This window comes from Polaromonas aquatica (genome assembly GCF_042659145.1).
Classification (GTDB): domain Bacteria; phylum Pseudomonadota; class Gammaproteobacteria; order Burkholderiales; family Burkholderiaceae_C; genus Polaromonas; species Polaromonas aquatica.
In genome coordinates this window covers 128,563-144,960 of sequence record NZ_JBHSRS010000079.1, presented here as the reverse complement: position 1 = coordinate 144,960, position 16,398 = coordinate 128,563, and the positions used below count along the sequence as shown (strand labels likewise).

At 61.3% G+C, this 16,398-nt stretch carries 15 protein-coding genes; 5 read left to right on the top strand and 10 right to left on the bottom strand.

The window, feature by feature from the left end; all coding sequences use genetic code 11:
- Positions 1–21: 21 nt before the first annotated feature.
- From ACFQND_RS15825 to ACFQND_RS15805, 5 genes are all read left to right on the top strand, one after another.
- Complete coding sequence (locus tag ACFQND_RS15825) at positions 22–906, top strand: branched-chain amino acid ABC transporter permease (protein WP_371434800.1); 885 nt, start codon at positions 22–24, stop codon at positions 904–906.
- A complete protein-coding gene (locus ACFQND_RS15820; protein WP_371434801.1) occupies positions 903–1,880 on the top strand; it encodes a branched-chain amino acid ABC transporter permease in 978 nt (325 codons plus the stop codon). Before ACFQND_RS15825 ends, ACFQND_RS15820 begins: the two co-directional genes overlap by 4 nt.
- Before the next feature lie 3 nt (positions 1,881–1,883).
- Complete coding sequence (locus ACFQND_RS15815) at positions 1,884–2,681, top strand: SDR family NAD(P)-dependent oxidoreductase (RefSeq protein WP_371434802.1); 798 nt, start codon at positions 1,884–1,886, stop codon at positions 2,679–2,681.
- A gap of 31 nt (positions 2,682–2,712) precedes the next feature.
- Positions 2,713–4,365, top strand: a complete 1,653-nt coding sequence (locus ACFQND_RS15810; protein ID WP_371434803.1) for a flavin-containing monooxygenase — start codon at positions 2,713–2,715, stop codon at positions 4,363–4,365.
- Between the two features lie 93 nt (positions 4,366–4,458).
- Positions 4,459–5,238, top strand: coding sequence for an SDR family NAD(P)-dependent oxidoreductase (locus ACFQND_RS15805; RefSeq protein WP_371434804.1), 780 nt, complete (start codon positions 4,459–4,461; stop codon positions 5,236–5,238).
- A 65-nt stretch (positions 5,239–5,303) separates the two neighbouring features.
- Here ACFQND_RS15805 and ACFQND_RS15800 read toward each other — a convergent pair whose 3' ends face one another.
- From ACFQND_RS15800 to ACFQND_RS15755, 10 genes are all read right to left on the bottom strand, one after another.
- Positions 5,304–5,846 (bottom strand): nuclear transport factor 2 family protein, encoded by a 543-nt coding sequence (locus ACFQND_RS15800; RefSeq protein ID WP_371434805.1) that lies wholly within the window; start codon positions 5,844–5,846, stop codon positions 5,304–5,306.
- 94 nt (positions 5,847–5,940) lie between these two features.
- Positions 5,941–6,486: a nuclear transport factor 2 family protein gene (locus ACFQND_RS15795; protein WP_371434806.1), complete on the bottom strand. Its 546-nt coding sequence runs from the start codon at positions 6,484–6,486 to the stop codon at positions 5,941–5,943.
- A 32-nt stretch (positions 6,487–6,518) separates the two neighbouring features.
- Positions 6,519–8,597, bottom strand: coding sequence for an acetate--CoA ligase family protein (locus ACFQND_RS15790; RefSeq protein WP_371434807.1), 2,079 nt, complete (start codon positions 8,595–8,597; stop codon positions 6,519–6,521).
- A gap of 23 nt (positions 8,598–8,620) precedes the next feature.
- Entirely contained in the window at positions 8,621–9,742 is a 1,122-nt protein-coding gene (locus ACFQND_RS15785) for an acyl-CoA dehydrogenase family protein (RefSeq protein WP_371434808.1), read from the bottom strand.
- Positions 9,743–9,747: 5 nt separating this feature from the next.
- Positions 9,748–10,977 (bottom strand): acyl-CoA dehydrogenase family protein, encoded by a 1,230-nt coding sequence (locus ACFQND_RS15780; RefSeq protein ID WP_371434809.1) that lies wholly within the window; start codon positions 10,975–10,977, stop codon positions 9,748–9,750.
- 19 nt (positions 10,978–10,996) lie between these two features.
- Positions 10,997–11,767: an SDR family NAD(P)-dependent oxidoreductase gene (locus ACFQND_RS15775; protein WP_371434810.1), complete on the bottom strand. Its 771-nt coding sequence runs from the start codon at positions 11,765–11,767 to the stop codon at positions 10,997–10,999.
- A 66-nt stretch (positions 11,768–11,833) separates the two neighbouring features.
- Positions 11,834–12,808: a Bug family tripartite tricarboxylate transporter substrate binding protein gene (locus ACFQND_RS15770; RefSeq protein ID WP_371434811.1), complete on the bottom strand. Its 975-nt coding sequence runs from the start codon at positions 12,806–12,808 to the stop codon at positions 11,834–11,836.
- A 370-nt stretch (positions 12,809–13,178) separates the two neighbouring features.
- Positions 13,179–13,820: a TetR/AcrR family transcriptional regulator gene (locus ACFQND_RS15765; RefSeq protein WP_371434812.1), complete on the bottom strand. Its 642-nt coding sequence runs from the start codon at positions 13,818–13,820 to the stop codon at positions 13,179–13,181.
- A 107-nt stretch (positions 13,821–13,927) separates the two neighbouring features.
- Entirely contained in the window at positions 13,928–14,701 is a 774-nt protein-coding gene (locus tag ACFQND_RS15760; RefSeq protein ID WP_371434813.1) for an enoyl-CoA hydratase/isomerase family protein, read from the bottom strand.
- Positions 14,702–14,986: 285 nt separating this feature from the next.
- The gene (locus ACFQND_RS15755; RefSeq protein ID WP_371434814.1) at positions 14,987–16,234 is read right to left on the bottom strand and encodes an acyl-CoA dehydrogenase family protein; all 1,248 of its coding nucleotides are present in this window, start codon (positions 16,232–16,234) and stop codon (positions 14,987–14,989) included.
- Between the last annotated feature and the right edge of the window lie 164 nt (positions 16,235–16,398).

The following is a 16,398-nucleotide window of genomic DNA, read 5'->3' as shown; positions in this document are numbered from 1 at the left end:
CATACCGCAGGGGAGCACGCCATGAATGATATTTTCGGCATCCCAATGTCTGCCTTTGTCGGCCAGCTTGTCATCGGCCTGATCAATGGCTCGTTCTACGCGCTGATGAGCCTTGGCCTGGCCATCATCTTCGGCCTGCTGCATGTGGTCAATTTTGCCCACGGCGCGCAGTACATGCTGGGCGCATTTGTAGCCTGGGGCCTGCTGGAGTACTTTGGAATCAATTACTGGTACGCGTTGCTGATCACCCCCGTGGTGGTTGGCGCCGTCGGGCTGGTGATAGAGCGCTTGATGCTCAGGCGGCTGTACAGCGTTGACCACGTTTATGCATTGCTGCTGACTTTTGGACTGGCCATGCTGATGGAAGGCGCTTTCCGCTGGAAGTTCGGGGCTACCGGCCAGCCTTACCCCAACCCCATGTCGGGCGGGCTGGACATCGGCATCAGCTTCATTCCCGCCTACCGCATCTGGGTGATCGCCGCCTCGCTGATGCTCTGCATCGGAACCTGGTTTGTGATCGAACGCACCAAGCTCGGCTCTTACCTGCGTGCGGCCAATGAAAATGCGTCGCTGGTGCGTACCTTTGGCATCAACGTGCCGCGCATGCTGATGCTCACCTACGGCCTGGGCGTCGGCCTTGCCGGCTTCAGCGGGGCCATGGCTGCACCCATCTACCAGGTGAATCCGCTGATGGGCAACAGCCTGATCGTGGTGGTGTTTGCCGTGGTGGTGATCGGCGGGATGGGCTCCATCATCGGCTCCATCATCACCGGCTTCAGCCTGGGGGTGGTTGAAGGCCTGACCAAGCTGATTTATCCGGACGCCGCGGGCGTTGTTATTTTTGTCGTGATGATCATCACGCTCGCCATCCGGCCCAACGGCCTGTTCGGCCAGGAGGCCAGATGAAAAATTTTTCCCAAGGTACCGTGCGTATCCTGCTGGCGATCTCGATTGCCTTGCTGATTGCCGCACCGTTTGTGCTGTATCCGCAGTTCCTGATAGAGATCCTCTGTTTTGCGCTGCTGGCTGCAGCCCTTAACCTGCTGGTCAGCTACTGCGGCCTGTTGTCCTTCGGGCACGCCATGTTTTTTGGTGCGGCTGGTTATGTGACGGCGCACGCCATCAAGGTGTGGGGCTTTGACCCCGCCCTTGGCATCCTGGCCGGTGTTGGCGTGGCCGTGGTGATAGGCGCACTGACGGGTTCGCTCGCCATCCGCCGCCAGGGCATCTACTTCTCAATGATCACGCTGGCGTTTGCGCAGCTGATTTATTTCATGGCGCTGCGCCTGCCGTTTACCGGCGGTGAAGACGGCCTGCAGGACGTGCCCCGGCGCGCCATGTTTGGCCTCATCAACATGGGCAACAACTATGTCATGTATTTTGTGGTTCTGGCCCTCACGGCGTTTGGCTTCTTTGCCATCCACCGAATCGTCAATTCGCCTTTTGGCCAGGTGCTGAAGGCAATTCGCGACAACGAGCCGCGAGCGATCTCGCTGGGTTACCGTACCAACCGCTACAAGCTCGCCGTGTTTATCCTGTCCGCATCATTGGCTGGCCTGGCGGGTTCCCTCAAGGCTGTGGCCTTCCAGGTCGTGACCCTGACAGACCTGACCTGGGTGACCTCCGGCGAGGCGCTGCTGATCTGTATCCTGGGCGGCATGCAGACCCTCGTGGGTCCTGTCGCCGGCGCCATCCTGATCGTCTCCATGTCCCACTACCTCGCGTCGTACGCCGAATGGGTGTTGATGATCCAGGGACTTGTTTTTGTACTCGTCGTGCTGCTCTTCCGAAAAGGCCTCGTCGGCGAGTTTTATGCCTGGCTCGAAAGGCGTTCGCTGAGAAATGCGTCGCCCACACCGCCGGCTTCTGGCAAGGAGTAAAACATGACAGCAACATCCCGTGACGCCGTGATGGGCGCGCTCAAGGGCGGCCTCTGGCTTGAAGGAAAAACTGCGCTGGTCACCGGCGCCGCCAGTGGCATAGGCCAGGCGATTGCCGTGGGTTTTGCCTCGGCAGGCGCGCGTGTCATCGTGACCGATGTGAGCGCCGAGCGGTGCGAGGAAACGCTGAAGCAGGTGCGCGCAGCCGGTGGCGAGGGCTGGGCCTTTGCCCTGGACGTGACGGATGCGGACGCCTCCCGTGCGCTGGCCGCACAGGTTGAAAAAGACATCGGCTTGGTCGATACACTGGTCAACAACGCGGGTGTCATCATCCGTGAAGGCATCGACAGCCCGAAGGCGCAGGAAAACATTCACCGTGTGATGGACGTCAACCTCTTCGGCACCTTCAATACCATCCATGCCTGGCTGCCTGCACTGCGCAAGACACGTGGTTGCATTATCAATGTCGCTTCGGGTGCGGCCTTCATTGCGCAGGCGAACTGCCTGGGCTACTCGGCCTCCAAGGGCGCTGTGAAGATGCTCACGCAGTCCATGGCCGCAGACCTGGGCGCCGACGGCATCCGCGTGAATGCGCTGGCGCCGGGTGTGATCGAAACGCCGATGACCGATGCGACTCGCGCCAACCCAGAGCGCCTGGCGCGCTTCATGGTGCGCATTCCCACGGGCCGTGTTGGCCAGCCGCAGGAACTGGCGGGTGCGGCTGTGTTCCTCGCCTCGCCGCTGGCTTCCTACGTCAATGGCGTCACGCTGCCGGTGGACGGCGGCACTCTCGCCGTATAGCCATTTTTGCAATCAAATTTCTGGAGACGATATGAGCAACAAGGATGTAAGCCGATCAGGAACCGGCGGGGTCAAGCGGCTGGATGTGATCATTGTCGGTGGTGGTTTTGGCGGCATGTACGCGACTTACAAATTCCGCGAAATGGGGCTCAAGCTCCAGAGCTTCGAGGCGGGCGGTGACCTGGGCGGTGTGTGGTACTGGAACCGTTACCCCGGTGCCCGCGTGGACCTGCCCAGCATCGACTACAGCTACTCTTTTTCGCCCGAAGTCGAGCAGGAGTGGACCTGGTCCGAGCAGTTCGCAGCCCAGCCCGAACTGCTGCGTTATATCGATTTCGTCGCAACCCGACTGGATCTTCGCAAACACTTCCAGTTCAAGACCCGCGTGACCAGTGCCGTCTGGGACGAGGAGCGCCAGCTGTGGACCGTGGAGACCGACCGCGGCGAACGTTACGAAGCGCCGTTCTGCATCATGGCCACAGGCCCGCTGTCGGTGCCAAAGGTGCCGGACATCCCCGGTGTCGAAAAATTCAAGGGCCGCCTTCTGCATGCTGCGCGTTGGCCGCATGAACCAGTGTCTTTTGCCGGCTTGCGCGTGGGCGTGATCGGCACGGGCTCGACCGGCATCCAGATCGTGCAGGACGTGGGTCCGCAGGCCGGCGAGTTGTTTGTGTTCCAGCGCACACCAAGTTTTACGATGCCGATGCGCAATGTGCCGCTGACGCAGGAATACGTCAGTGAAGTCAAGCGCAACTACGCTGGCATCCGCGAGGCGGCACGCAACAGCACCGTCGGCGGCACGCGGCCCCAGTCCACGCGCGCATTCTTCAGCGTGACGCCGGAGCAACGCCAGTCCTTGCTGGAGGACGCCTGGAAGCAGGGTGGCCTGGCCATGCTGGGAACTTTCGGCGACCTGATGGTGAATCAGGAGGCCAACGAGCACGTGGCCGAGTTCGTGCGCGGCAAGATCGCCGAAGTCGTGCAGGATCCGAAGACGGCAGAGGCGCTCAAGCCCAAGGGTTACCCGATCTTTGCGCGCCGGCCGTGCCTGGATTCGAGCTACTACGAGACCTACAACCTGCCGAACGTGCACCTGGTGGACTGCCTGACGGACCCGATCGTCGAAGTCACCGAGCGCGGCGTGCGCAATGCTTCCGGCGAGACCGAACTGGATATGCTGATCCTGGCCACCGGCTACGACGGCCTGACCGGCGCGCTGATCGCCTTCGACGTGGTGGGCAAGGGCGGGCGCACCGTGAACCAGAAGTGGAAAGAAGGCGGACGTTCACACCTGGGCATCATGATGGAGGGTTTCCCCAACCTCTTCATGACCACCGGCCCGAATGGTCCGTCGGCGCTGGCCAACATCATCCGTATCAGCGAACATGACGTGGACTGGATTGCCGCCGCGATAACGCATATGCAGAAAAACGGCCTGGCGACCATGGAGCCCACGACGAAGGCCGAAGACGGCTGGATGGATGTCGTGCGGGGACTGGCCCAGAGCTCGCTGATCAACAAGGCAAAGACCTGGTGGGTAGGCGCCAACGTCCCGGGCAAGTCACAGGGGCTCACCATGTTTATTGGCGGCTTTGCCAAGTACCGTGAGCTTTGCGCGGCTGCCGCCAGCAATGAATACGGTGGCTTCGTGTTCCAGCACGCAGAGGAACGGGCCGAGGCCTGATGGTCACGCCGCCCGGCAAGGGCGGGACAGGCGGCCGCGCTTCCCCGAAAGGGGCATGCGGCCGTTTTTTATTTCTGGACAAGGAGACATATCATGCGTGCGATTGTGACCGGGGCAGCCCGCGGCATCGGCCGTGCCATTTGCCTGAGGCTGGCGCGTGACGCCCAGGCTTCGGGTGGCGCGAAGCTGGTGCTGTCGGACCAGCATGCCGATGAACTCAAGAGCCTGGTAGACGAAATACGCGTCCTGGGCGGCCAGGCGGTTGCAGTACCGGGCGATATGTCGGACCCGGCGCTGCCGGCCGCCATCGTCAAGGCCTCTGAAGCTTTTGGCGGCCTGGACGCGCTGGTCAGCAATGCAGGTTTTGCGATTCCCGGGCCGCTGGCCAGCTATGAGATGGAGAACTGGGACAAGGTGTTTGCCGTGCACGTGCGTGCGCCGTGGCTGCTGGCGAAAGCTGCCTATCCTGCGCTTAAGGAAAGCCGAGGTGCGATTGTGGTGACTGCGTCTATCTCCGGCACCAACGCGCAGACGCCGCTGGGACCCTACAGCGCCAGCAAGGCCGCGGCGCTGATGCTGGTGCGGCAACTGGCCAATGAGTGGGGACCTGACGGCATTCGGGTCAACGCCTTCTCGCCGGGCCTGACCATCACCCCGGGTACGGCTGCGGCTTACTCGACACCCGATGCACGCGCGCAGCGTGAAGGCCGCGTGCCCTTGCGCCGCATGGCCGAGGCCGAGGACATGGCGAATGTTGTGGCGTTCCTTTTAAGCAAGGACGCCGCGTATGTTCATGGCGTTGACCTGCTGGTGGATGGTGGCTTGTCCAACACCGTGATGGCATCGCTGGATATGAACGGCTGGAAGAAATAACTGGTAGCTGTGCCTGCACATTCAGTAAAAAAACCGGCTTGATGCCGGTTTTTTTGCAGTGACGTTCAGCTTGAAAAGGGTGCTTGCCCCAGCAGCTTGTACCAGGCGTCATCCGGTTTCATCCTGCCGTTGGGGCTGCGTTCGCCAAAGCGTTGGGATTCGTTTCCGTCCGTTGCGGGTGTTTGTTTGATCCAGTCGTAAATCAGGGTGCGTTCTGCGATACGCCATTCCCCGCCACGGTTCTCAACGCGGTTGATATAGCGGCCATTTAAAAGTGTCTCAAGCAGCCCACCCTGTGGGGTGCCGTCGTACTGAAATGCCTGGAAATAACCTTCGACCGCAGCCTGCTTGCCTTTGAGAACGATGGAAATATTGCTGACATGGTGGCTCATGCGCAGCCCGTTGCTGCGAGCCTTCATGGCGTAGTCGACAAAACTGCTGCCGCTCTCGCTGTAGGCACCCTGGCGGTGGGTTGCATCCGGCCAGTAGACGGAACGCAGGGCGGCTTCATCGCAGCGGTCAATGCCGCGGCAATAGGCATACATGAGCTCGCGTATGGCTTCTCGGTCCAGCAGGGTCTGCAGCAAGTCTTCGCCTGATTCAGTCATTGTGAAGCCTTTGGTTCGAGGTTCGCGGGATTGTCACTGCACAGTGGCGCCCCCGAGCCGCCAGGCATGCCTGAGGCCAGCGCTTGCGGCAAGCTCAGGTCGTCGAGAAGGGCGCTTGCCCCAGCAAGGTGTACCAGGCATCGTCCGGTTTCATCTTGCCGTTGGGGCTGCGTGCACCGAAGCGTGTGGCCTCGTCACCTTCCGGTCCAGGGGCTTCCTTCATCCAGTCGTAAATCACGGTGCGCGCCGCAATCCGCCATTCTTCGCCGCGTTTTTCAAAATGGTCGGCATAACGGCCGCACAGAAAGGTTTCGCGCAGCTTGCCTTGCGGATCGTTGTCGTACTGGAAAGCCTGGAAGTAGCTTTCAACGGCCGCGTGCCTGCCCTTGAGGACGATGGAGATGTTGCTGACCTGGTGAATCATGCGCGGGCCGTTGGTGCGCGCCTTCACGGCATGGGCGATAAAACCGCTGGCGCTGCCGTTGTAGGCGCCGTGCCGGTCCGTCGCATCCTCCCAGTAGGCCGAGCGCAGGGCGGCTTCGTCGCAGCGGTCAATGCCGCGGCAATAGGCATACATGGCCTCGCGTATGGCTTCGCGGTCCAGCAGGCCTTGCAAAAGGTCTTCTTTTGATTTGTCCATATTGCTTTTGTCTCCTTCTTTTTGTGCGGGGTTCAACGCAGTGTGATCACCGCATCCAGGCAGACCGCGCCGTTCTCGCGCACCACCAGGGGGTTGACATCAATGCTCTCCAGCACGTCGGCATGTGCTTCGCCAAACTCCGAAAGTTTGCAGATCGCCTTGACCAGTGCCTGTTCGTCGTATTGCGGACCGCCGCGCCATTTGCGCAGCAGCCGGGATGACTTCACCGAGTCGATCAGTTCGCGCGCACGGGCTTCGGTGACAGGCGCCGAGGCAAAAGCCACGTCCTTGAACAGCTCGACGGCGGTGCCGCCGGAGCCGAACATCACCATGGGCCCAAAGGTGGGGTCCATGTGTATGCCCATGATGGTCTCCACGCCGCCCTTGAGCATGGGAGTGACCAGCACGCCGTCTATGTGTGCATCGGGCACGGCTGCCCTAGCACGTCTGATCAGTTCGTCATAGGCTAGGCGCACTGCATCGGCATCCTGCAGGTTCAGCATCACACCGCCAACCTCGGTCTTGTGCGGGATGTCTGGCGAGGAAATTTTTGCGACCACGGGGAAGCCGAAAGTGGTAGCTGTTGTAGCGGCTGCCTCGGCACTTTTGCAGACGCTCTCGGGCAGCATGGGCAGTCCGGCATCGGCCAGCACCTTTTTGGCGGCGGCTTCGGTTGACACATCGCCCAGCGCCTTGGCCGAAGGTCTGGCACCAGGTGGCGAAAAGAGCGTCGCACGCCGGCGTGCCATCTGGTACGCGCCCGCCATCGCCAGCACCGCGCGCGAGGGGTCGGCAAAGGTCGGGATGCCATGCGAATCAAGCACTGCGGCAACTTCTTTGGTTGCCAGCATCACCATGATGATGGCGCGCTCAGGGAATTTGGCCTTGAGCGCAATCAGCTCGTCACTTGTGGACTGGAAGCGGCTGGGCGACAGGCCCACGTGCGCGAGGTAGGCGAATATGGTGGCGCAGGACGAGTGGCTCAGCAGCGCGTCGAGCGTGCGTGTCACGCCGCTTTTGACGGCCGTTACCTGTGCCGTGGTGTCCAGCGGATTGGCCGCAACGGCAAAGGGCAGCACTTCAAGCACGGCCGCGCTGCCTTCTGCTGACAGTTTGGGCAGTGCCAGGCCATGGTCGCTGGCGTGGTCGGCCATCAGGATGCCAATGCCGCCCGAGCCGGTCAGGATGGCGACGTCGGCGTTGGCCGGCAGCGAACCGGTGACTGCGCAGACATAGGCGATGTCCAGCATTTCTTCAATCGACTGTGGCCTGAATGCGCCGCACTCCGCAAAAACGGTGTCATACACCGTGTCATTGCCGGCCAGCGAGCCGGTGTGTGTGGCCGCGGCGGTCGCACCGACTTCGGTGCGGCCAGCCTTCATGATGAGAACGGGTTTACCGGCTTTGGCTGCTTTCAGCAAAGCCAGCCGCAGGCGGTTGCCGTCCTTGCAGGACTCGACGGCGGCGCATATGACTTTGGTTTCAGCGTCTTCGGCCAGGTAATCGATGCACTCGGCCACATCAACGTCGGCCTCATTGCCCGTCGCCACGATCTTCGAAAAGCCCAGGCCGCGCAGCGATGCCATGCCATAGGTTGCCGAGCCAAAGGCGCCGCTCTGGGTGGCCAGTGCGATATGGCCCTTGACGGGCCGCAGGCCATTGAGTGCAGTCGAGAAGGTAGCCGAAAATTTGTTGGACAGGTTGAGCAGGCCAAGCGAATTGGGGCCCAGCATGCGCACGCCGTTTTCGCGGCAGATGTCCACCAGCTTTTGCTGCTGCTGCTTGCCGGCTTCATCGATTTCGGCGAAACCCGCGGTCAGGATCTGTACCGACTTGATGCCCTTGCTCACGGCTTCGCGCAGCGCGGTTTCCACACCCGCTGCCGGGATGATGATCACGGCCTGGTCAACCGTGCCGGGTACGTCCGTGATGTTTTTATAGGCTTTCAGGCCCTGCACCAGTGCTTCCCCCTTGTTGATCGGGTAGATGGTGCCCTGGTAACCACCTTCGAGCATGAAGCGCAGCACGCGGCCGCCTATGCGCTCAGGGTCGGACGAGGCGCCTATCAGCGCGACCGACCCCGGGAAAAAAAGAGAGTGAAGTGTGTGCATGTTGAAGGCCGTGCAGGTAAGTTTCAGGCCGGCAGGGCGGCGGTTTTTGCATCTGCCGCCATTTGCGATGACAGCGAATCGAGGTAGTAAAAACGATCACCATACTGCAGGTTGCACATCAGCGTGTGCATGGCCAGGCGCGCGGCAGGCATTTCCACCGTCATGCCCATGCCACCGTGCAGCTGTATGGCGGACTCCGCCACGGTACGGCCCACGGTCGCCAGATACAGCTTGGTCAGCGCAGCATCGCGGCCACCCGATGCGGGGCTGGCTGAAAGTTCTTCAGTCACGTCCTTGACCAGGCCGCGCGCACTTTCATAGGCAACGTACATTTCGACCACGCGGTGACGCAGCGCCTGGAAGGTGGAGAGCGCCACGCCAAACTGCGTGCGCGTTGACAGGTATTCAATCGTCTGTTCAATCATGGCGCCCAGCGCACCTACGGTTTGCACGCTGGTCATCACGGCCCCGGTTGACATCGCGGCCTTGACCGCAGCGGTGACCGCATCACCTTGCAAAAGCACCTGGTCGGCTTCGACGGTGACGCCATCCAGCGTGATGTCCGCGGTACGGCGGCCATCCAGGCCTTCAAAATAACGAACATGCTGCGTCAGCTCGCTGGTCGGCAACAGGAGCAGCACCGGCGTTGAGCCGTCGCCGGAAAAGGCGTTAAACAACAGGTGGCTGGCGGGCTCCGTCAGGTCCGCGCCGCGAAGCACGCCCTTGAGCCTTAGGCTGCCGCCGCTGGCGGGGCTGGCCTGCAGCGAGTCCGCATGGCCCGATTGCAGTACCGGGCATACCGAGGCCTGCCCGGCCGATACCTGCTCAAGCAGCTTGAGCGTTGTGGCGGTGTAGCCGGCAGCTGCCAGCAGCATGGGCGCCACAACGCAGCGCGCGGTCAGCGGCAGGGCCATCGCATGGCGGCCGGCTGCTTCGGCAATGGATGCAAACTCGGCCAGTGTGGCGCCCACACCGCCGGCTTCTTCGCTGACCAGAACGCCTTGCCAGCCCAGTTCTAGTATTTGTGTCCATTTGGCACTGCCCTGGTTTTTGCCATCGGGCCATGCCGGTGCGGCAGTGGCGGCCATGCGATCCGTGGTGTCGTACAAATCACCGGGGAACATCGGGGTAACGGTAAAAGGCATTTTTCTCAGGCTCCAAACAGGTCGCGGGCAATCACGTTTTTCTGCACTTCACTGGTGCCGCCGGCAATGGAGCGTGAGCGGTAGAAAAGATAGGTGTGGGTCAGCTGGCGTTCGATGTCCATGTCATCGGCACCATCGGGCGCTTCAATTTCAGGCACAAGGCGTGCGGCGTATTCAGGACCGGCAATGTCAAAGGCGATGCCTACGATTTGCTGCGAAAGCTCCGATGTGTGGAGTTTCAATGCAGACGACTTGGACGATGCCAGCGTGCCGTGCATTTCTTCCTGGATGGCGCTCAGCAACATCTGGCGCGAGCCCTTGGCAGAGGCTTGCGCGATAAAGAGCCGCTCCTGCAGCGAATGGATGCTGGGCAGCTCGGGATTGTTTTTCATCTTCTGTGCCAGCAGTTCCGACACCTGCTCCAGCTGGCGCGCAAGGCGTGGCACGGTCGCAGGCGACAGGCGTTCGCGGTCCAGCAGGAACTTGGCGCATTTCCAGCCTTCGCCTTCTTCGCCGACCAGGTACTTTGCAGGCACACGCACGTTGTTGAGGAAAACCTCGTTGACATGGTGCCACTGGTCCACGGTGTGGATGGGCCTGATTTCTATGCCCGGCGTGTTGAGCGGGACCAGCAGCAGCGAGATGCCGGCCTGCTTGCGGCCTTCGCTGGAGGTGCGCACCAGGGTGTACATCATGTCGGCTTCATGGGCGTGTGAGGTCCATATCTTCTGGCCGTTGAGCACGTAATCGTCACCGTCGCGTACGGCAGTGGATTTGAGCGAGGCAAGGTCAGAGCCGGCGCCCGGTTCCGAATAACCCTGGCACCAGTGTTCGGTGCCATCGAGGATGCGCGGCAGGAAGCGGCTCTTGATCTCGTCGCTGCCGAAATGCATGATGACCGGCCCGATATGGCCTATGCCGTGGTGGTATTGCGGCGGGCAGTCCGCCGCTGCCGTGACTTCCTCAAACAGGTAGCGCTGCTGCAGGTCCCAGCCGGTGCCGCCGTACTCGAGGGGCCAGTTGGGCGCGCCCCAGCCTTTTTTGAAGAGTGCCTTTTGCCAGGCGCTGAACTCCGCGCGTGACAGTTTCTGGTTGGTGCGTACCACTTCTTTGAGCTGCGCCAGTTCGGGTGCCTCGGTGAACTTCACGAGTTCCTGCCGGAAGCCTGCATAGGGGTCTGCTGTCGTGCCGGCCAGCTCGGCAGAGGTTGGGGGGAGGGTGTTGGTCTGTGTCATGGATGCGGTTGAGGATTGGTCAGTGGTAGCTGCGACCACCGTCAACGGCCATCGCTATGCCGGTGACGAAGGATGATTCGCCGCCTGTGAGGAACAGGGCAGCCCGTGCAATTTCGATGGATTCAGCCACGCGGCCCAGTGCGTAGCGTGTGCCGACCTGGGTGCGCAGGGCTTCTTCGCTGTAGCCGGCGCGCACCATGGGGGTGTCGACCGCGCCGGGGCAAATGGTGTTGACGCGTATTGGCGCCCATTCCATGGCCAGGGTTTTTGAAAGCGAAATCACGCCTGCCTTGGAGGCCGCGTAGGCGCCGCGCCGTACAAAGGGCTGAAGGCCCTGGCCCGAGGAAAAATTGACGATGGTGCTGTCCTGCACCTTCTCCAGCCAGGGCAGGCAGGCACGGCACACCAGAAAGCTGCCGGTCAGGTTGATGTCTATGGTGCGCCGCCAGTCTTCCAGGCTCACATCGCGCAGCAGGTCTGTGTTCGAGACACCGGCCGCATTGACGAGGCCATCAATGCCCCCCAGTGCTTCAGCCGCACGCTTGACGGCATCATTGACGGATTGCTCGTCGGCAATGTCGGCCTTCAGTGCAATGCCTTGACCCGCCTTGAACCATGACCCGATGCCCTCTTCATTGCGGTCTATGGCTGCTACCTGTGCGCCTTCGGCGATGAAAAGTTGTGCAATGGATGCGCCTATGCCGGAGCCGGCGCCCGTCACCACGATGCGCCTGCCCTTCAGGCGGCCGAGTGGTGGCATGTCGGGGATGGAGCTTGTCTTGTGTTCCATTTGTTGCTGGTCTTTCTTTATTGATTTTTTGCCTTGCGAAAGATGTCGGGGTCACGACCCGGCGGGTCAGTCGAGGCGGATCTTGCGTTCGCGGATCACGGGGCCCCAGGTCTCCAGGTCTTTTTTCAGGTAGGCGGCAAAGTCGGCCTGCGACATCAGCGCGGGCTCCAGCCCTGCCTTGAGGATGGCTTCATGCACCTCTTTGGTTTCAAGCACCGCGCGCACGTCGGCATAAATCTTCTTTTGCAGCTCGACGGGGGTTGAGGACGGCAGAAACATGCCAAACCAGCCGCCGGCCGTGAAGTCCGCGAGCGCCGGCACGCCGGATTTTGCAATCGGCACCACATTCGGTGAACGGGCAATGGGCTTGGGACTGCCAATGCCCAGCACCTTGAGCTTGCCGCTGTTGACAAAGCTCATGGTGGCCACCGTGTCGAACAACGCACTTACCTGGCCGCCCACCAGGTCGTTGATGGCGGGGCCGTTGCCCTTGTAGGGCACGTGGATCATGTCGATGCCGGTGCGCCAGGCAAACAGTTCGGCGGCGATATGCGGGCTGGAGCCGTTGCCGGAGGATGCAAATGTGAGCTTGCCGGGGTTGGCTTTGGCGTAGGCAATCAGCTCCGGCACGTTGTTGGCGGGCACAGCCGAATTGACATAGAGATAACTGTAGGAGTCGGCCAGGATGGACAGCGGCGCCAGGGCCTGCGGGTTATAGGGCAGGTTGGGCACCAGGATCTGGTTGGCCGTGTAGCCGAATGCGGTGATCAGCAGGGTGTGGCCGTCGCCGGGCGCGCGAGCGGCGGCTGCCGTGCCTATGACGGTGCCGGCACCGGGGCGGTTGTCAACGATGACAGGCTGTTTCCATTTGTCCGTCAGTCGCAGTGCCACGATGCGCGCCAGGATGTCCGTCACGCCACCGGCTGCATAGGGCACGATGATCTGGACGGGTTTGGTTGGAAAGTTCTGTGCCGGCTGGGCGTACGCTGCCGCTGCGCAAAAAAGGGCGGCGATACCGATGCTGAAACGTCGAGTGAACATGGCTGCGGCAATCCTTCTTTCAAAAAATGCAATGGCATGCACCACGATGCCCAGGCAGGGCTGGATGCCTGATTATGAATTTATTTTACCGTTCGGCAGGTAAGTAAAAGATTGGTGATAACCCTAGAGTTTGATGCGGACCCGATGAATGGGCCTGCTTTAAAGAGGTTGCCGGCAGGTGGCAGGAAAGGCCGAAAAACGGCCAGAGGATGGTCTGCGCCCGGTCAGCGAGGCTATTTTTTATATGAAAAGTGCCCGTGGCCGCCTAAATATGCGCGCAACGAGCTATTGTTTTGATAGCGTTTTCAAGGCGGCATGTGCCGCCTTGAGTCCCACATCCATAGGCGCATGGATGGGTCGCCGGGTCAGATCAGGCCCTGGCCGTTGCCTGTAGCCCGTGCAGGGCCATGTCCAGGTATTGCTCAACCACTTCGCGGGTAGACATTGCGCCTTTGGGGTTGTGCCAGCGGCTGATCTGGTTCAGTGTTGAAAGCAGAAAGCGGCCGGTCAGGGCGATATTGCTGGGCCTGAATTCACCGGCGTTGATGGCATCGGCGATGCAACTGCGCAGCAGGGTCTCGTATTCATTGCGCAAGGCGATCGCCAGCGTGCGCGGTTCGCTCTCGGCGCCCATCCAGAATGCATTGGAGCCGGCCATCCAGGAATCGCGGTCGGCATCCATGAAGTCGGCGGAGACCAGCATGTACTGGCGTACTTTTTCCAGCGGTGTGGGCGCGGCGTCAACCGCAGCACGTACAGAGTCAATCAGGGCGCGCAACGAGTCCAGCACGATGCGGTGGTACAGCGCTTCCTTGTTCGGAAAGTGGTAGTACAGCGCTGCCTTGGTGATCTGTGCTTCTTCCGCGATGTCCCGCAGGGATGTGCCTTCGTAACCACGCTTGGCAAACAGCCGGCAGGCTATGCCGATGATCTGTTCCGGGCGATTGTCGACACGCGGCCTGAAACCCTCAGTCGCTGCTGCTGTGTCTTCTGTCGGACGACGAGTTGCCATCGTGTACCCATGTTCTTCTATTGGAGGAAAAAGTATAGGCGAACTTCACAGCCCGCCTGTTTCCGTTGTCTGGGTCAATGGCCCCCGGCTGGCCGGGGGCCTGCAGCCTATCGGCCAGTGTAAACAGGTGCGCGTTTTTCGAGAAAGGCGCGCTGTGCTTCCTTGGAGTCTTCGGTTTTGGACAGGGCCACCGTGTTGCCCTGTTCATAGCGGTAGGCATCGCGCGTAGGCATCACCTCGGTCATGCGTGCGGCTTCTTTTGCCAGGCGCATGGCGATGGGGCTCTTGGCGGCGATCTCTTTTGCGATCTCCATGCAGTAGGGCATCAGTTCGGCGGCAGGCAGGCATGCTTCCACCAGGCCGAGTCGGTACAGCTCCTGTGCCGAGACCTTCATGCCGGTGTAGAACATGCGGCGTGCGCGTGAGCGGCCAAACACCTTCTGCAAAAAGGTCACGCCACCGGCCAGGCCGACGTTGATTTCGGGCATGGACACATAGGCGTCCTCAGAGGCGACCCAGATGTCCGAGCCCATGACCAGGCCAAAGCCTGCGCCCAGTGCAGGGCCGTTGATGGCGGCAATGATGGGCTTGGAGCACTCGACCACGGCGTAGTAGGACTCGCGCACGCGGCGGTTGTGTGCGCCGTAGGCGCCCGGTGTGTCGGCCAGGTTGGGGCGTTCGCGAATGTCGGCGCCAGCGGAAAAAGCCTTGCCCGCGCCCGTCAAGATGACGCAGGCCACGTCCGCGCGGTCGGACAGCACGTCAAACACGCGGGTGATTTCCTCGCGCAGTTCGATGTTCTGCGCATTGACGGGCGGGCGGTTCAGGGTGACAACGGCGACGCCTGCGTCAACGGTCAGGGTGATGGTGTTGAGTTCCACTTTCAAAGTCTCCTTGTGTTAAGTCAAATTAATTTACCTGCCGGACGGTAAGTTATGGACAAATGCTAACCGCTCATTGGGACGTCTGCAAGTTCTCCAAGGCGAAAAACATGGCTGTTGCGTCACAAAAGTGACCTTCGCCAGAGGCTGGCCCGGGTGTACTAAGTGTTTTCCCCAGGGTGCCTGGCCCGCCGGGAAATCGGCGCTACAAAACAAAATGCGGTGCCCTTTCGGACACCGCATCGGTATTTTGGGACTGCTGATCTGATAGTCAGCGCGGCCGAATCACTTCGCCTTGGCGCCCACACCGGTGATGGCGGAGCGTTTGGCCAGCTCGATCTTTGCAATCGCATTGCGGTGCACTTCGTCCGGGCCGTCCACGATGCGCACCGTGCGCTGGTGCGCATAGGCCTCGGCCAGCGAGAAGTCGCCGCTCACACCGGCTGCGCCATGCGCTTGTATGGCCCAGTCCACTACCTTGCATGACATATTGGGCGCCACCACCTTGATCATGGCAATTTCGGCCCGTGCCGCCTTGTTGCCGGCCACGTCCATCATCTGCGCCGCCTTGAGGGTGAGCAGGCGGGCCTGGTCAATCATGCAGCGCGACTCGGCAATGCGTTCATGCCAGACTGACTGCGTGGACAGCGCGCTGCCAAAGGCGGTGCGCGACTGCAGGCGGTCCACCATCATCTCCAGAGCACGTTCGGCAGCGCCAATCGAGCGCATGCAATGGTGAATGCGTCCCGGGCCAAGGCGGCCCTGGGCGATCTCGAAGCCGCGGCCTTCACCCAGCAGGATGCTGCTGACAGGCACACGCACGTTTTCCAGCAAAACCTCCATGTGGCCATGCGGCGCATCGTCATAACCAAACACCGTCAGCGGGCGCAACACTGTCACGCCTTTGGCGTCGCGCGGCACCAGCACCATGGACTGCTGCGCGTGGCGCGGCGCGTTCACGTCGGTCTTGCCCATCACGATAAAAATCTTGCAGCGCGGGTTGCCCGCGCCCGACGAGAACCACTTGCGGCCGTTGATGACGTATTCGTCGCCGTCCCGGACTATGCTGCACTGGATGTTGGTCGCGTCCGACGAGGCCACGGCAGGCTCCGTCATCAGGAAGGCCGAGCGGATCTCGCCGCGCAGCAGCGGCTCCAGCCACTGGTCCTTCTGCGCCTTGGTGGCGTAGCGTTCCAGAGTCTCCATGTTGCCGGTATCGGGCGCCGAGCAATTGAAGACTTCGCCGGACCAGGACACCCGGCCCATGATTTCGCACAGCGGTGCGTAGTCGAGGTTGGAGATGCCCTCAATGTCACCATGGGCGTGGGGTAAAAACATGTTCCACAAGCCGGCCTTGCGGGCAATCACCTTGAGCTCGTCAACCAGCGGCACCGGCTGCCACGGGTCGCCTGCGCGGCGAAAGGCGTTCATCTCTTCGTGGTGCCGGCCTTCGTTGGGATAGATGTGCTCTTCATAAAAGGCATTCATGCGCTTGAGCAGATCGGTGGTTTTGGCGGAGTGTTCCCAGAGCATGTCTATTCCTTGGTGTGAGTCGGGTCGGATCGGCGGATTGTCGGTCTTGCAGGGCTCAATTCAAACATTGACTTCACGTAAAGGCAGTCACAGACGTGACCAGCCGTTTCACGACCCGGCCGGCGGGTTTGAAGAAGCGAAAAACCGTATCACATGGCGGATGC

Excerpts from the sequence above, each read along its gene's own strand:
- ACFQND_RS15825 (WP_371434800.1), top strand. The coding sequence starts at position 22 with ATGAATGATATTTTCGGCATCCCAATGTCTGCCTTTGTCGGCCAGCTT.
- ACFQND_RS15780 (WP_371434809.1), bottom strand. The coding sequence starts at position 10,977 with ATGACACAGACCAACACCCTCCCCCCAACCTCTGCCGAGCTGGCCGGC.
- ACFQND_RS15775 (WP_371434810.1), bottom strand. The coding sequence starts at position 11,767 with ATGGAACACAAGACAAGCTCCATCCCCGACATGCCACCACTCGGCCGC.
- ACFQND_RS15795 (WP_371434806.1), bottom strand. The coding sequence starts at position 6,486 with ATGGACAAATCAAAAGAAGACCTTTTGCAAGGCCTGCTGGACCGCGAA.
- ACFQND_RS15765 (WP_371434812.1), bottom strand. The coding sequence starts at position 13,820 with ATGGCAACTCGTCGTCCGACAGAAGACACAGCAGCAGCGACTGAGGGT.
- ACFQND_RS15755 (WP_371434814.1), bottom strand. The coding sequence starts at position 16,234 with ATGCTCTGGGAACACTCCGCCAAAACCACCGATCTGCTCAAGCGCATG.
- ACFQND_RS15805 (WP_371434804.1), top strand. The coding sequence starts at position 4,459 with ATGCGTGCGATTGTGACCGGGGCAGCCCGCGGCATCGGCCGTGCCATT.
- ACFQND_RS15770 (WP_371434811.1), bottom strand. The coding sequence starts at position 12,808 with ATGTTCACTCGACGTTTCAGCATCGGTATCGCCGCCCTTTTTTGCGCA.
- ACFQND_RS15815 (WP_371434802.1), top strand. The coding sequence starts at position 1,884 with ATGACAGCAACATCCCGTGACGCCGTGATGGGCGCGCTCAAGGGCGGC.
- ACFQND_RS15790 (WP_371434807.1), bottom strand. The coding sequence starts at position 8,597 with ATGCACACACTTCACTCTCTTTTTTTCCCGGGGTCGGTCGCGCTGATA.
- ACFQND_RS15820 (WP_371434801.1), top strand. The coding sequence starts at position 903 with ATGAAAAATTTTTCCCAAGGTACCGTGCGTATCCTGCTGGCGATCTCG.
- ACFQND_RS15810 (WP_371434803.1), top strand. The coding sequence starts at position 2,713 with ATGAGCAACAAGGATGTAAGCCGATCAGGAACCGGCGGGGTCAAGCGG.
- ACFQND_RS15800 (WP_371434805.1), bottom strand. The coding sequence starts at position 5,846 with ATGACTGAATCAGGCGAAGACTTGCTGCAGACCCTGCTGGACCGAGAA.
- ACFQND_RS15785 (WP_371434808.1), bottom strand. The coding sequence starts at position 9,742 with ATGCCTTTTACCGTTACCCCGATGTTCCCCGGTGATTTGTACGACACC.